Source organism: Chryseobacterium sp. SC28 (assembly GCF_003932955.1).
Lineage (GTDB): Bacteria > Bacteroidota > Bacteroidia > Flavobacteriales > Weeksellaceae > Epilithonimonas.
Genome location: NZ_QOVY01000003.1, coordinates 171910 through 185868, shown reverse-complemented (window position 1 = coordinate 185868; position 13959 = coordinate 171910). Strand labels below are relative to the sequence as shown.

At 35.3% G+C, this 13959-nt stretch carries 16 protein-coding genes and 5 pseudogenes; 12 read left to right on the top strand and 9 right to left on the bottom strand.

The features are described 5' to 3' along the window. Positions 1-186 precede the first annotated feature (186 nt). Positions 187-1041 carry a GLPGLI family protein gene (locus DTW91_RS03470; RefSeq protein ID WP_124802119.1) on the top strand — a complete coding sequence of 285 codons (855 nt, stop codon included), beginning with the start codon at positions 187-189 and terminating at the stop codon, positions 1039-1041. Between the two features lie 278 nt (positions 1042-1319). On the opposite strand, the pseudogene DTW91_RS12945 reads toward DTW91_RS03470, so the two are convergent. Further along, positions 1320-1526 (bottom strand): annotated as a pseudogene (locus DTW91_RS12945) (phage integrase N-terminal SAM-like domain-containing protein); the annotation flags it as partial. Between the two features lie 484 nt (positions 1527-2010). On the opposite strand from DTW91_RS12945, the gene DTW91_RS03460 reads away from it, so the two are divergent. From DTW91_RS03460 to DTW91_RS03450, 3 genes are read left to right on the top strand one after another with little or no spacing between them, the layout of a single operon-like run. After that, on the top strand, positions 2011-2346 hold the full coding sequence (locus tag DTW91_RS03460) for a helix-turn-helix domain-containing protein (RefSeq protein WP_228412632.1): 336 nt from the start codon (positions 2011-2013) through the stop codon (positions 2344-2346). After that, positions 2343-3257: a hypothetical protein gene (locus DTW91_RS03455; protein WP_125202019.1), complete on the top strand. Its 915-nt coding sequence runs from the start codon at positions 2343-2345 to the stop codon at positions 3255-3257. Before DTW91_RS03460 ends, DTW91_RS03455 begins: the two co-directional genes overlap by 4 nt. After that, a complete protein-coding gene (locus DTW91_RS03450; RefSeq protein ID WP_125202018.1) occupies positions 3257-4765 on the top strand; it encodes an Eco57I restriction-modification methylase domain-containing protein in 1509 nt (502 codons plus the stop codon). The genes DTW91_RS03455 and DTW91_RS03450 overlap by 1 nt, the downstream gene beginning before the upstream one ends. 375 nt (positions 4766-5140) lie before the next feature. Here the strand turns inward: DTW91_RS03450 and DTW91_RS13040 are convergent, their stop codons facing one another. Both DTW91_RS13040 and DTW91_RS13035 read right to left on the bottom strand, forming a co-directional pair. Next, positions 5141-5362, bottom strand: a complete 222-nt coding sequence (locus DTW91_RS13040; protein WP_184909213.1) for a hypothetical protein — start codon at positions 5360-5362, stop codon at positions 5141-5143. A 9-nt stretch (positions 5363-5371) separates the two neighbouring features. Next, positions 5372-5578: pseudogene (locus DTW91_RS13035) on the bottom strand (phage integrase N-terminal SAM-like domain-containing protein); the annotation flags it as partial. A 448-nt stretch (positions 5579-6026) separates the two neighbouring features. On the opposite strand from DTW91_RS13035, the gene DTW91_RS03435 reads away from it, so the two are divergent. The 3 genes from DTW91_RS03435 (at position 6027) to DTW91_RS03425 (ending at position 7882) form a co-directional block, all read left to right on the top strand. Next, positions 6027-6290 carry a hypothetical protein gene (locus tag DTW91_RS03435; protein ID WP_125202017.1) on the top strand — a complete coding sequence of 88 codons (264 nt, stop codon included), beginning with the start codon at positions 6027-6029 and terminating at the stop codon, positions 6288-6290. Between the two features lie 64 nt (positions 6291-6354). Continuing rightward, positions 6355-7065, top strand: coding sequence for a GLPGLI family protein (locus DTW91_RS03430; protein ID WP_125202016.1), 711 nt, complete (start codon positions 6355-6357; stop codon positions 7063-7065). Further along, positions 7019-7882 (top strand): GLPGLI family protein, encoded by an 864-nt coding sequence (locus DTW91_RS03425; protein WP_185144732.1) that lies wholly within the window; start codon positions 7019-7021, stop codon positions 7880-7882. Before DTW91_RS03430 ends, DTW91_RS03425 begins: the two co-directional genes overlap by 47 nt. Before the next feature lie 249 nt (positions 7883-8131). On the opposite strand, the gene DTW91_RS12820 is transcribed toward DTW91_RS03425, so the two are convergent. Then, positions 8132-8473: a tyrosine-type recombinase/integrase gene (locus DTW91_RS12820; protein ID WP_228412641.1), complete on the bottom strand. Its 342-nt coding sequence runs from the start codon at positions 8471-8473 to the stop codon at positions 8132-8134. Between the two features lie 57 nt (positions 8474-8530). Further along, positions 8531-8659, bottom strand: a pseudogene (locus DTW91_RS13030) (integrase); the annotation flags it as partial. Positions 8660-9104: 445 nt separating this feature from the next. Between DTW91_RS13030 and DTW91_RS03415 the strand changes: the two are divergent. Then, complete coding sequence (locus tag DTW91_RS03415) at positions 9105-10655, top strand: zinc-dependent metalloprotease (protein WP_125202014.1); 1551 nt, start codon at positions 9105-9107, stop codon at positions 10653-10655. An 11-nt stretch (positions 10656-10666) separates the two neighbouring features. Continuing rightward, positions 10667-11095 (top strand): hypothetical protein, encoded by a 429-nt coding sequence (locus DTW91_RS03410; RefSeq protein WP_125202013.1) that lies wholly within the window; start codon positions 10667-10669, stop codon positions 11093-11095. A 250-nt stretch (positions 11096-11345) separates the two neighbouring features. Here DTW91_RS03410 and DTW91_RS12810 read toward each other — a convergent pair whose 3' ends face one another. Together DTW91_RS12810 and DTW91_RS12805 are read right to left on the bottom strand one after the other, a co-directional pair. Then, complete coding sequence (locus DTW91_RS12810; RefSeq protein WP_228412640.1) at positions 11346-11687, bottom strand: tyrosine-type recombinase/integrase; 342 nt, start codon at positions 11685-11687, stop codon at positions 11346-11348. 57 nt (positions 11688-11744) lie between these two features. Then, a pseudogene (locus DTW91_RS12805) lies at positions 11745-11873 on the bottom strand (integrase); the annotation flags it as partial. Between DTW91_RS12805 and DTW91_RS12940 the strand changes: the two are divergent. Together DTW91_RS12940 and DTW91_RS03400 are read left to right on the top strand one after the other, a co-directional pair. Next, positions 11832-11963 (top strand): hypothetical protein, encoded by a 132-nt coding sequence (locus DTW91_RS12940; RefSeq protein WP_262696659.1) that lies wholly within the window; start codon positions 11832-11834, stop codon positions 11961-11963. The pseudogene DTW91_RS12805 and the gene DTW91_RS12940 sit on opposite strands and share 42 nt — an antisense overlap. A gap of 254 nt (positions 11964-12217) precedes the next feature. Continuing rightward, positions 12218-12898: a DUF6624 domain-containing protein gene (locus DTW91_RS03400; RefSeq protein ID WP_125202012.1), complete on the top strand. Its 681-nt coding sequence runs from the start codon at positions 12218-12220 to the stop codon at positions 12896-12898. Positions 12899-13251: 353 nt separating this feature from the next. On the opposite strand, the gene DTW91_RS13025 is transcribed toward DTW91_RS03400, so the two are convergent. Together DTW91_RS13025 and DTW91_RS13020 are read right to left on the bottom strand one after the other, a co-directional pair. After that, positions 13252-13473, bottom strand: a complete 222-nt coding sequence (locus DTW91_RS13025) for a hypothetical protein (protein ID WP_184909213.1) — start codon at positions 13471-13473, stop codon at positions 13252-13254. 57 nt (positions 13474-13530) lie between these two features. Further along, positions 13531-13659: pseudogene (locus DTW91_RS13020) on the bottom strand (integrase); the annotation flags it as partial. Between DTW91_RS13020 and DTW91_RS12935 the strand changes: the two are divergent. Beyond that, positions 13618-13749 carry a hypothetical protein gene (locus DTW91_RS12935; RefSeq protein WP_262696658.1) on the top strand — a complete coding sequence of 44 codons (132 nt, stop codon included), beginning with the start codon at positions 13618-13620 and terminating at the stop codon, positions 13747-13749. The pseudogene DTW91_RS13020 and the gene DTW91_RS12935 overlap by 42 nt on opposite strands. The last annotated feature ends 210 nt before the right edge of the window (positions 13750-13959 follow it).

Below are 13959 nucleotides of genomic sequence, written 5' to 3'. Positions count from 1 at the left end.
TTGAGTAAGATTGTTCATTTATTTAATTATTTGATAATCAATTAAATATACGGATTTCTATCCAATTGAACAATCTCTTTTTTATTTAATTCCTAAATGCACAACAGGTTGTTAATAATTAAATCTTAATCTATTGCACTTATAGCTAAAACTATAAGTGCAGTTTTTACTATAATAATAAATCTTATGATTAGTTTAAAAAAAATTTCAATACTTCTAACGTTCTTTTTATTTGCGATAATACATTCTCAAACTGAAAAACAAGATTCACTTATTGCTGATTTTACATATTTGATGAGAGGGAAAATATATAAATCAACACCAACTTATATACATGAAGAGCTTTTTTCTTTACAGGTTATAAAGGATCGTGCATTTTTTATTAGTGAAAAATCATTAAAATTTGATTCTATATTCCAGAGTGAATTTCAAAAAGTTAGTAGAGGTGGAACCGCTGCGGGAATAGATTTCAGGGGTAAATCGTTTCCAAAATCAAAATTTAAATATGCAATAATTCAATCCAGTAAAAGCATTCAATATTTTGAAAATATTGGAATGTCTTTGCTTTCATATAATGAGCCAATAATAACAAATTGGAAACTTACTAATGAATCAAAAACTATAAATTCATTAACTTGTAAAAAAGCTGAAGTTAATTACAAAGGAAGAAACTGGATTGCGTGGTATTCAACTGAAATCCCTCTTTCTTATGGACCATATAAATTTACAGGATTACCAGGATTAATTATCAAAATATCTGACGAAAGTGGAGATTATGATTTTGAACTTGTAAAATCTGTTTCAAGTACTGAAATAAAAGGAAAAATTTTGACAATAAATAAACGCAGATATGAAGGAGCAAAAGAAACAACTTTTGATGATTTACAAGTGGCAAAAAAGAATTTTAATGAGAATCTAATCGGAACATTGGCAAATTCCGAAACAACAATTGCACCAGGATCAATTGAGAATTTGCGAAATATTCAAAAACAAAAACTGCAAGATCTTAATGACCAAAATTCAATAGAATTGGCTAAATAAAAAACATCGTACAATAACTAAGCTTTCGTTTTGTCTGCAAGACAAGAAATGAAAGCCCGTTGAACGGAAGCTCCGGTGGCTTTTCAACAGCGTTATGGTCCTCTTATGGAGTTGTCGTTTTTAGAATTTAGAGGTACAAAGCAGTTTTTTCAGAAGGACTGAAGCATTCGCCAGATTTCTTCACGGCTTAAAATAGTGGGAAGTTTTTTCACTTTTGGAATCGCGGGAAGATGGAGGTAGCTGTAAGGCAAGCCTTCGGTTTTCAGCAAAAACCGCAGTCCGTAAACGGTATGTTTAAAGTACGACTGAGAAGGGGTTTTTGATCGCTTTTGAAGTTCAAAAAGGTAATCTTTGATGTCTTCCGGGTCTAATTCGGTAGGGATTTTACCGAAGTGAAGCGCTAAGGCTGCAACGTGACGGGAATAATTGTCGAAGGTACGCTTGCTTCTGCCCAGGATGGAAATATTTCTTTCGAAGCGTTGCAGAAGTTCGGCAAAACCGTTAACTTCGCTCGAGGCACGATTCAGGAATTTGTTTGTCCTTAAATCCTCCGGAGATTTTTTTTTGTAGCCATTTGATGAGTTTTTAAAAGGTTAATAAAAACAAAGTTACTAAAACGGCGAATGGGAAAAGCTACCGGAGGTTTTGTGTTCCAAAGACAGTTTTGTGGTTAGTGGAACATTAGTTTTTCAAGTCAAGTTTGTGGTAAAAGTCCCGCCCTTCGGGTAGCCGCAAACCGTTATCTGCAACCCCTACCGAGCGAACGTATAACAATCAACTGACGGACAAAAACTCAACAATCCACCGCACATTGCAGCATATTTGCAAGCCGCACAAAGCCGACACACAGACCCAAGCTAGCAAAAAAGCTGCAATTTTGCCAACGCACCTAAGCCCACCCACCATCCCGACAAAAACACTCCGGAAAATTTTGTCAGACAAAAACGATTCATTAATTTTGGACAAATTATGCCAAAGCAAAAAATGTCAACGGTAGAAAAAATATCATTCGGAGAGTATATTCGAGAGCTCAGAGAAAATGCTAACCTTCCACTTAGAAAAGTGGCAGCGGAGTTGGACATTGACACTTCAACTCTCAGCAAAATCGAGAAGAATGAGCGAAATGCAAACGACCAAATTATTGACAGAATTTCAAGAATTTTTGACATTGACAAATCGGAGTTGAAACTTCGATACCTAAGTGACAAAATCACTTATCAATTATTAGATGAAGATAACGGACTTGAAATTTTGAAAGTGGCAGAAGAGAAAATTAAATACCAAAGACTACAAAACAAAAAATGAATATAGATAAGAACATAAAGAACAAGAAGCAAGAACTTTTATCTTATTTTAGAGATAGAGCAACGGAGTTTTTGACACAAATCAAAACCAAATTTGCAGACACTCAATCTGATAAAAGAGCAAGAGCAATCAACGAAGCACTGAACCAGACTAAGAATAATCTGATAACAACTTTATTGCAACAAGCCGAAAAAGACAAATGGACTAACCAAGAAAAGTTAGAAGCCATTTTGATGATTACTTATTGCAACATTGTAGTTATGATTGAGAGCCGAAATTCGGTAAGACCTTATGAATATATGGACTTTTCAAGAAGAGTTGGCGAGCTTTGGGATCCGTTTTGTAAGCTATGTTTTTATTATCCTGTAAATAATATTTCACTTTTTGTACCACCATTATTTTCGGAAGTAAAAAAGAAGATGACGGATGAAATTACAGACTATATTGATAATTTGACTATTTCTGACGAAGAAAAACAAGAACTGAAAAGATATTATGACAAAGTTTGGAGTTTGGTAAGTTCAGGAGAAATTCAGTTGGAACTTGACCTGCATTTTTCTCACAATGACCAAAAATATGTTGTTGATTTCAAAAGCGGTTTTGGTTCAAATGAAAAAGGAAATACCAACAGACTTTTATTAGTAGCAACCATTTACCAAAACCTTGACGACAATTATAAGTGTTTGCTCTTTGTAAGAGCCCAAGAAAACAACAGCTATTTCAACACGCTGAAAAATTCAGGAATTTGGGAAGCATATTGCGGAAATGAAGCCTATCAAAAAATTAGTGAATATTCAGGTTACAACTTGAAACAATGGACAGAAACTAACATTGATTGGGCTTCAGATTTCAATGCAGAAACTACACAACATTTGACCAACAATAATCTTTTACAATATTTACTTTGGTAATGATAAGCGAAGCAAGAAAATATCAGGCATTTTACACCAAATCAACACCAATCGTTGATTATATGGTTAGTAAACTATCATTGCAGGCAAGTGATAAAATCTTTGAACCTTGCGGTGGTGATGGTGTATTTGTTGAGGCTATTTTGAGTGAAAACGAGTTTGCTCATATAGATATTTGCGAGCTAAATCCTAAGTCCGTTGAAATTCTTAATGAGAAATTTTCAGATTGCCCAAATGTTATTATTCGGGAGTGCGATACATTATTAGATACTGAATTAAAGTTTAATTCTTGCTTTGGTGGCATTTATGACAAAATCATAGCTAATCCACCGTACGGAGCTTGGCAAGATTATGAAAAGAGAGCCGTTCTTAAAAAAATGTATCCCGAACTGTATGCAAAAGAAAGCTATGGTTTGTTTCTCTATCGTTGTATTGAGTTGTTGAAAGAAGACGGTATTTTATCATTCATCATTCCCGATACATTCCTCAATCTTCATATGCACAAGGCTTTGAGAAATCATATTTTGACCACAACGCAAATTGTGGAATTAGCTTTATTTCCATCTTCATTTTTCCCAGGAGTAAATTTTGGGTACGCCAATCTTTCCATCATTACCTTGAGTAAGAAAAGCAACTACAAAGAATGTCTGCAAAATGTTTTCAATGTTGTAAATGGGTTTAGTGAAGTAGAGCAATTAACCAATATTGAAGATGAGCATTTAAAAACTTATTCTTTCAAACAAGAAGACGTTTTTAATAATCCAGACCACGCTTTTTTAATTGCTGAAAACAGCAATATTCTAAAATTAATTAATCAATCAAAATTCAAAGTCGGAGATATTGCCGATTGCGTTACGGGATTTTATTCGGGCGATGACAAGCGATTTTTACAAGTGATTAGCCCTGAATTAAAAAATGGGAAACACTATAATTTAGTAAACGCAGAAACTATTAATTCAGACTACAAAAATAACCCTGATATTTTAACCGGAATTGACGGACACCAACATTTTCTACCAATTGTAAAGGGTGGAAATACCAAATATTTAAAACCCGAAAGTTGGTTTATGAATTGGAGCAAGGAAGCTGTACTACATTATAAAACTGATAAAAAAGCAAGATTTCAGAACCCAAAATATTATTTCAAATTTGGCATCGGTGTGCCGATGATAAGTTCGTCAAGCATTACCGCTTCCTTAATTGAAAACAAATTGTTTGACCAAAGCATTGTAGGTATTTTCCCAAAAGACGAAAGTCTGACGTATTATTTATTGGCTTTTTTCAATTCGCCTACCTGTAATAAATTGATAAGAACCATCAATCCATCAGCCAATAATCCAGCAAATTACATCAAGAAAATTCCGATTATCATTCCCGAAAAATCGGTTTTAGAATTAATAACCGAAATAACAAAAAACATTGTGGATGAATTGAAAGCAATTGGACGTTACAATGAAAATGAGGAATTGAAGATTTGGGAAATGATTAAACAGATATATAAAGTTTAGCTTAACTGGCAAGATCGAAAAAGGGCAGCAGATAATAACTAAGCTTTCGTCTTGTCCGCAGGACAGAAGATGAAAGCCCGTTGAACGGAAGCTCCGGTGGCTTTTCAGCAGTATGATGGTCCTCTTATGGGGATGTCGTTTTTAGAATTTAGAGGTGCAAAGCAGTTTTTTCGGAAGGACTGCTTTTTTTGTGGCTTTTGGTAGCCTTTGGAAGTGGTTTCTGCGGGATTTTACTGGCTGTAGGGCACAACTTCCCTTACCCGCAAAGGTTATTTTACAGACAAAGGTTGGGTGACGAAAAGAAAGTCCTGCGGCGGACCGCGCTGCCCGAAAACGGCAATGGTCACCAGGTTTCCCTCCTTGCAGCACCGGCATTTATTGAGCAGCGTTTTGGGTGTGAAGCTTGATATTCCTTACTTCCATACAGCGCAGTCCGCAACCGTAGATCAGGCCGATGAGCAGTTTGTGTTTCAGGAGTTCAGCACTTTGAAGCATTCGCCAGATTTCTTCACGGCTTAAAATAGTGGGAAGTTTTTTCACTTTTGGAATCGCGGGAAGATGGAGGTAGCTGTAAGGCAAGCCTTCAGTTTTCAGCAAAAACCGCAGTCCGTAAACGGTATGTTTAAAGTACGACTGAGAAGGGGTTTTTGATCGCTTTTGAAGTTTAAAAAGGTAATCTTTGATGTCTTCCGGGTCTAATTCGGTAGGGACTTTACCGAAGTGAAGCGCTAAGGCTGCAACGTGACGGGAATAATTGTCGAAGGTACGCTTGCTTCTGCCCAGGATGGAGATATTTCTTTCGAAGCGTTGCAGAAGTTCGGCAAAACCGTTAACTTCGCCCGAGGCACGGTTCAGGAATTTGCTGGTCCTTAAATCCTCCGGAGATTTTTTTTTGTAGCCATTTCATGAGTTTTTAAAAGGTTAATAAAAACAAAGTTACTAAAAAGGCGAATGGGAAAAGCTACCGGAGGTTTAGTTCAACATGGGTTTTGCAAGATGCGGGGTTGAAGGAAATCTTAGAAAATTTGTAGAAAATATCCGCAAAAAACTTTTCCATTTTTTAGTTTTTTTGTAATTTTAAAAAATGGAAAAAGTTTTTGCTAGCTCTCGGTTCTCCTCTCCAATTTCGGTTGCAGTAGCCCGCACCTCGCAAAGCCCTTTCCCGTTAGGCGACATTTTATAAAAAACTACAATAAATAACGGAATAAGCTGAAAAAACGTTGTAAAATAAAAGAGTAAGCAATAATTAAAATCACTAATTATGAAAAATTTATTATTTTCATCAATTTTCATTTTGTCAGGAACTTTTGCGTATGCAACTACTAATGTTGTAGAGGTTCCTATGAAAATCTCTGAGAAAGACTTTTCTAATTCGAAAGAAAAGTTATCTGAATGTGTGTCACAGTCTTCTAGTGACTGTAACGGAGACACTGTAACTGTAACTTGTTGCAGAACTACGTTTGAAGAAGCTTACAATTGTGCTGCTGCTAAGCTAAAAGCTGCAGTATTTGGAGTTGGATGTTAAACTATTTATTCAAGGGAAGATTTTTGTAGGTCTTCCCTTTTCCAATTTTTAAAACAAAAATAAAATGAAAAAAAAATTAACTTTTATTTTTAGTTTATTTTTTATAATTATTTCGCAAGCACAAGTTGTCGATTATGATTTTATAAATACAGAAAATAAACTAAAATATCAACTGATTCTCGATGACCACGGGAATAGTGAATGGAAAATGATAGTAAATGCAAAAGGAGACTCTATAAATTCATATGATTATTCTAAATCTTTATTCAAAAAAAATAATGAATTTTACTTTTTAGAAAAAACACTTATTAGAAGAGTAGCTGTTGAGGATAAACCTGAATTTGTTTGGAAAATTATTAATAATGAGAAAATTTCGATCTTAGGATATCAATGCTTGACCGCAACAACAAAATTTCGCGGAAGAAATTATAAAGCTTATTTTGCTAAAAATATCTTGGTAAATTCGGGACCGTGGAAATTTATTGGATTAGATGGAATAATTTTAAAAATTGAAAGTGATGATGGTTTATATAAGTTTGAGGCAACCAACATATTAATAGAAGATAAGAAATTCAATAATAAAAATTTGGATGATTTCTTAAGAGAAAATACGTTTTTAACTTGGAAAGAATTTGAGGATTTTTACATAAATGATACCAAAGATTTCATAAAACAACAAAAATGCAATTGCAGCGATGATGGAAAAAACATTCTTAAAATTACAAAAATTGAAAAAGTATATCCAGAATTGCAAGAGTCTGGTATTGTTTATTAATATTGCATTTATAATCAGTTATTGTAATTTTTATGGACAAGTTAAAATCACATATGAGGTTTCTTATAAACCTGATTCCACAAATGAAAAACGTAATATAGAAGAAATGACTTTAAAATGTTATGAAGGAGAATCTTATTTTTATAACGAAACGAAATTTAAATTAGATTCAATTTATGATAGAGTTACATCTGAATTTATCCAAACCGGAATTGCACCTAAAGTTTCTCTAAAGTATGAATTAAATTTTGGAATATTCAAAAATTTTTCTAAGAGAGAATTTTTAGATATACACAATATTAGTTCAAGAAACTTTGCTTATAAAGATTCCTTTCCAAAATTACAATGGCAAGTTTCAAACAGTAAAAAGGAAATACTTAATTATTTTTGCAAAAGTGCAACTGTCAACTTTGGAGGTAGAGTTTGGGAAGCTTGGTTTACTGATGAAATTCCAATAAATGATGGACCATATAAATTTTTTGGATTACCAGGTCTAATTCTAGAAATTTATGATTTAGAAGACAATTATCATTTTGTAGCCACAAGTATTTTAAAACAAAATGAAAAAATTGAAATGCCATCTTCCACTATTAAGACTTCAAAAGAACAATTTCTAAAAATTAAAGAAAATTTAATTAAAGATCCTGCACTCTATGTAAGAGAATCTGTAATGAAAAATAACAGTCTTAAAATGAAAGATATAACAGGTGCAACAATAGAACCAATGGAATTATATCAAAGAATTACAAAAGAATTCAATTTCTTTAAGGATTCGCATAACAATCCTATTGAAAAAGCAACAATATGGATAAAGTAAAAAAACATCGCCTAATAACTAAGCTTTCGTTGGGCTTGCAAAGCCAACAATGAAAGCCCGTTGAACGGAAGCTCCGGTGGCTTTTCAACAGCGTTATGGTCCTCTTATGGGGATGTCGTTTTTAGAATTTAGAGAAACAAAGCAGTTTTTTCAGAAGGACTGCTTTTTTTGTGGCGTTGGGTAGCCTTTGGCAGTGGTTTCTGCGGGGTTTTACTGGCTGTAGAGCACAACTTCCCTTACCCGCAAAGGTTATTTTGCAGACAGCGTTTGGGTAACGAAAAGAAAGTCCTGCGGCGGCCCCCTCTGCCCGAAAACGGCAATGGTCACCAGGTTTCCCTGCTTGCAGAACCGACATTTATTGAGCAGCATCTTCCGGTCGAAATCCAAATGCTGAAGCTTGATATTCCGCACTTCCATACAGCGCAGTCCGCAACCGTAGATCAGGCCGATGAGCAGTTTGTGTTTCAGGAGTTCGGCACTTTGAAGCAATCGCCAGATTTCTTCACGGCTTAAAATAGTGGGATGTTTTTTCACTTTTGGAATCGCGGGAAGATGGAGGTAGCTGTAAGGCAAGCCTTCGGTTTTCAGCAAAAACCGCAGTCCGTAAACGGTATGTTTAAAGTACGATTGAGAAGGGGTTTTTGATCGCTTTTGAAGTTCAAAAAGGTAATCTTTGATGTCTTCCGGGTTTAATTCGGTAGGGGCTTTACCGAAATGAAGCGCTAAGGCTGCAACGTGACGGGAATAATTGTCGAAGGTACGTTTGCTTCTGCCCAGGATGGAAATATTTCTTTCGAAGCGTTGCAGAAGTTCGGCAAAACCGTTAACTTCGCTCGAGGCACGATTCAGGAATTTGTTGGTCCTTAAATCCTCCGGAGATTTTTTTTTGTAGCCATTTGATGAGTTTTTAAAAGGTTAATAAAAACAAAGTTACTAAAACGGCGAATGGGAAAAGCTACCGGAGGTTTAGTTCAACAAAGTATTTCTATTAGCGGGGTTGAAGTTTACATCGTAAAGATTTTCCCTAGTTGTTCTTTTTGTTATATTTACAAAAACCAGTTATAATAATCCCCGCCAACAGAAATACCCAACCGTTGTAGGAAATTTTACAAAATCTATCGTTATAAATTGTAACTTTACAAGAATAATAATTAATTTAAATTGAATTAAAGTTCTCAGTTCAATTTCTTTAATTTAAATTTGAGAACACAAATGTTTTAATATGAAAAAATTTACTTTTTTAATTTTGCTACTAATGATTATAGTAGTAAAAAGTCAGGTAACTTGTGGAACACCACAAAATGGAATCGTTCAAGGATTTAGGGATATAAACAATACAAATTATAGTAATACACCAATTTGTATTAATGTGCAATTTCATATTGTTAGAGATTCTAACGGTAGTGGTGGTGTTTCAAATGCTTTTGTGGATCAAATTGTGAATCTTCTAAATTCAAAATTCAATCAGCACAATATTTATATTAGAAATGCAGGTGTTGACTATATCAATAATAGTAATTTTTACAATACAAATGATAGCTATTTTTCTAGTATAGTAGCTACAAACAACAATCCTAATGCAATAAATTTTTACCTCGTTAATAGCTGTAGTAATTGGGCTGGAAGAGCAGAACAAATAGTATCTAGAAATTTAGTAATTGTTAATTCTTATGCCCAAACAGGAGTTTCTGCTCACGAACTTGGACATTGTATAAATTTATGGCATACTTTTCACGGAAGTCCAGCTGAACCTTCATCTGGTTCTTGTGCTGAAGCAATTAATGGAAGCAATTGTAATAGTTGTGGAGATTATGTTTGTGACACTCCTGCAGATGCAAATGTTGGTGCAACACAAGGATATAATCCGGATTTAACAAATATTATGTCTTATTCTCCTCCAGCAAATTTAGACCACTTTACTTCATTGCAAGGAGTTAGAATGAGGGATGCACTTGACGGTTCTCCCGTTTTGCAACAGGTAAAAAGTAATTTATGTGGAGGAATTACTGGAGAGTCAATCATTTGTCCTAACATTAGCTCTACCTTTTCAATTTCCAATCCTAATAATTATCAGGTTTTTTGGTCTGTAAATTCTAATTTATCTGTTGTAGGCACACCTACCAACTCATCAATCGTAGTGAAATCTGCGACTTCTACAACGAGTGGAATGGGAGTTATTACTGCTACTATAAATGGATCAACATTTAACTATCAAGTTTGGGTTGGCAAACCAAATATCGAAGTTCAATTAAACTCAAATAGTAATTATGTTGATATTGATTTAATAAGTGGAGAAGGAAATAATATTACTTTACAAGGAATAAATTCAACAACTTGGACAAAAACTGCAAGTACAAATAATGGACAAGCTGGTGGAAGTGGATTTTCTGGTTTTGGACACGGACCAAATTTATATTGGACTGTTACTTTAAAAATCACTGCTTCAAATTCTTGTGGAACTACTGAAATTACAAGAGTTATAACTCCCGCTCCTCCCGGTCCATGCAATGAAACATTAAAATTAACAAAAATTTCTAAAAATAATTATGAAGCAATAATTATTGATCCTTGTTCAGGTAGTAATACAACATCAACAAGTAAACAAATTAACACTGATAATCCTATTACTGCAGAATTAATAAATATGAGTGGTGTTAGAGTTGCAATTTTCAACAAAAATAAATTTGACCTAAATAAATATAATAAAGGTTATTACATTATTGTTGTTACAAAAAACAGTAAAAAAATTGTTCAAAAAATATTAATCGAATAAATTTACCTATTATGAAACATTTAATCTTAATTTTAGTAATGTTTACAAGTTTTTTTTCTTGTAAATCAGATGATGATAACGAACCAATCGGGAACGAAATTTACGGTTCTTGGATTTTAAAAGAAACAAAAATAAGTGACGGCAGCAATCCTACAGAATGGACAGAGGCAACAAATAGTTACACAATTATATTCAATAAAGACAATACATTTAGTCGAAATGATTTTGCTAGCTGTGGAAGTGGAACATATGTAATTTCACAAGACCCCGCAAATTCAGAATACAAAATCATTACTTTAACTTATTCTTGTAATAATAATGATTTTGAGCATCAATTTAAAAACAAATATAGGATTATTTCTATTACATCTATTGAATTGATAACAAACAATATTAATTGCATTGAGGAATGTAGTGAAAAATATAAAAGAAATGAATAAATAAAAACTTCCTACAATAACTAAGCTTTCGTCTTGTCCGCAGGACACAAGATGAAAGCCCGTTGAACGGAAGCTCCGGTGGCTTTTCAGCAGTATGATGGTCCTCTTATGGGGATGTCGTTTTTAGAATTTAGAGGTGCAAAGCAGTTTTTCAGAAGGACTGCTTTTTTTGTGGCGTTGGGTAGCCTTTGGAAGTGGTTTCTGCGGGGTTTTACTGGCTGTAGGGCACAGCTTCCCTTACCCGCAAAGGTTATTCCGCAGAGAAAGATTGGGTAACGAAAAGAAAGTCCTGCGGCGGACCGCGCTGCCCGAAAACGGCAATGGCCACCAGGTTTCCCTGCTTGCAGCACCGGCATTTATTGAGCAGCATCTTCCGGTCGAAATCCAAATGCTGAAGCTTGATATTCCTTACTTCCATACAACGCAGTCCGCAACCGTAGATCAGGCCAATGAGCAGTTTGTGTTTCAGGAGTTCAGCACTTTGAAGCATTCGCCAGATTTCTTCACGGCTTAAAATAGTGGGAAGTTTTTTCACTTTTGGAATCGCGGGAAGATGGAGGTAGCTGTAAGGCAAGCCTTCAGTTTTCAGCAAAAACCGCAGGCCGTAAACGGTATGTTTAAAGTACGACTGAGAAGGGGTTTTTGATCGATTTTGAAGGTCAAAAAGGTAATCTTTGATGTCTTCCGGGTCTAATTCGGTAGGGACTTTACCGAAGTGAAGCGCTAAGGCTGCAACGTGACGGGAATAATTGTCGAAGGTACGCCTGCTTCTGCCCAGGATGGAAATATTTCTTTCAAAGCGTTGCAGGAGTTCGGCAAAACCATTAACTTCGCTCGAGGCACGGTTCAGGAATTTGTTTGTCCTTAAATCCTCCGGAGATTTTTTTTTGTAGCCATTTGATGAGTTTTTAAAAGGTTAATAAAAACAAAGTTACTAAAACGGCGAATGGGAAAAGCTACCGGAGGTTTAGTTCAACAGCAGTTTGGCAAAATGGCGGGTTTGGTGCTAAACTCAACGGTAGTTCTACGATTGAACTTTTGTGCAAAACTGGACTTTTGTGCTTCGATTTTCCCGCCATCGCCAAGCCCCCAACCGTTATCTGCCATTTTAAATAAAACCGTATGAAAAAGAATATTTTTTTAGCAATTTCAATATTTTTAATGACTTTGAATTGTAAATCTCAATCTACAATTAATGAAGATCTAAAAAAGCAATTGGAACAAATTGTCTTTGTTGACCAAATTTATAGAGAATTTATTGACAATAATACAACGCAAGTAAGAAGAGAAGAAATTGCAAAATTAACCAATAACACAACCGAAAATCTTTATCAAAATGTTTTTAAAATAATTGAGCAAAACGATAAAACAAATTTTGAAAAAGTAGAAAAAATAGTAGAAAAATATGGTTATCCAGGAAAATCATTGGTTGGTGAACCTGCAAATACAGCAGTTTTTTATGTTATACAGCATAATCCTGACAAAATTTCAAAATATTATCCAATTATTGAAAAGGCAGGTAAAAGCGGTGAACTACCCTTCACATATGTTGCGATGATGCTTGACAGAAAATTAACAGGTGAACAGAAACCACAAATTTATGGAACTCAATTAGGAATGAGAATGATAAATAAAGATGGCAAACAAGAAAATTTTGTTTATGTTCTTCCAATTGAAGATGCGAAAAATGTTAATTTAAGAAGAAAAAAAGCCGGTTTTGACACTACTGTGGAAGAAAACGCAAGAAAATTTGGTGTCGAGTACAAGGAATTTACTTATGAAGAACTTGAAAAAATAAAATAAAAAAACTTCCGATAATAACTAAGCTTTCGTCTTGTCCGCAGGACAGAAGATGAAAGCCCGTTGAACGGAAGCTCCGGTAGCTTTTCAGCAGTATGATGGTCCTCTTATGGGGATGTCGTTTTTAGAATTTAGAGGTGCAAAGCAGTTTTTCAGAAGGACTGCTTTTTTTGTGGTGTTGGGTAGCCTTTGGAAGTGGTTTCTGCGGGGTTTTACTGGCTGTAGGGCACAACTTCCCTTACCCGCAAGTTTATTCCGCAGACAAAGGTTGGGTGACGAAAAGAAAGTCCTGCGGCGGACCGCGCTGCCCGAAAACAGCAATGGTCACCAGGTTTCCCTCCTTGCAGCACCGGCATTTATTGAGCAGCGTTTTGGGTGTGAAGCTTGATATTCCTTACTTCCATACAGCGCAGTCCGCAACCGTAGATCAGGCCGATGAGCAGTTTGTGTTTCAGGAGTTCGGCACTTTGAAGCATTCGCCAGATTTCTTCACGGCTTAAAATAGTGGGAAGTTTTTTCACTTTTGGAATCGCGGGAAGATGGAGGTAGCTGTAAGGCAAGCCTTCGGTTTTCAGCAAAAACCGCAGTCCATAAACGGTATGTTTGAAGTACGTTTGTGACGGAGTTTTGGAGCGCTGTTGAAGTTCAAAAAGGTAATCTTTGATGTCTTCCGGGTCTAATTCGGTAGGGACTTTACCGAAATGAAGCGCTAATGCTACAACGTGACGGGAATAATTTTCGAAGGTACGCTTGCTTCTGCCCAGGATGGAAATATTTCTTTCGAAGCGTTGCAGAAGTTCGGCAAAACCGTTAACTTCGCTCGAGGCACGGTTCAGGAATTTGTTTGTCCTTAAATCCTCCGGAGATTTTTTTTTGTAGCCATTTGATGAGTTTTTAAAAGGTTAATAAAAACAAAGTTACTAAAACGGCGAATGGGAAAAGCTACCGGAGGTTTAGTTCAACAAGGGTTTGGCAATAGCGGGCGGAACGTCAAAAGTTCACGTTTTGTGCTTCGGTAGAAATTTGTATTTTAGTTGAAAGTTTCGGCTTCGATTTGCCCGCCA

What these genes read in the sequence shown, in the direction of transcription:
- DTW91_RS03450 (WP_125202018.1), top strand. Translation starts at nt 3,257, where the DNA reads ATGATAAGCGAAGCAAGAAAATATCAGGCATTTTACACCAAATCAACA.
- DTW91_RS03470 (WP_124802119.1), top strand. Translation starts at nt 187, where the DNA reads ATGATTAGTTTAAAAAAAATTTCAATACTTCTAACGTTCTTTTTATTT.
- DTW91_RS03455 (WP_125202019.1), top strand. Translation starts at nt 2,343, where the DNA reads ATGAATATAGATAAGAACATAAAGAACAAGAAGCAAGAACTTTTATCT.
- DTW91_RS03460 (WP_228412632.1), top strand. Translation starts at nt 2,011, where the DNA reads ATGCCAAAGCAAAAAATGTCAACGGTAGAAAAAATATCATTCGGAGAG.
- DTW91_RS03415 (WP_125202014.1), top strand. Translation starts at nt 9,105, where the DNA reads ATGAAAAAATTTACTTTTTTAATTTTGCTACTAATGATTATAGTAGTA.
- DTW91_RS03400 (WP_125202012.1), top strand. Translation starts at nt 12,218, where the DNA reads ATGAAAAAGAATATTTTTTTAGCAATTTCAATATTTTTAATGACTTTG.
- DTW91_RS03430 (WP_125202016.1), top strand. Translation starts at nt 6,355, where the DNA reads ATGAAAAAAAAATTAACTTTTATTTTTAGTTTATTTTTTATAATTATT.
- DTW91_RS03410 (WP_125202013.1), top strand. Translation starts at nt 10,667, where the DNA reads ATGAAACATTTAATCTTAATTTTAGTAATGTTTACAAGTTTTTTTTCT.
- DTW91_RS03435 (WP_125202017.1), top strand. Translation starts at nt 6,027, where the DNA reads ATGAAAAATTTATTATTTTCATCAATTTTCATTTTGTCAGGAACTTTT.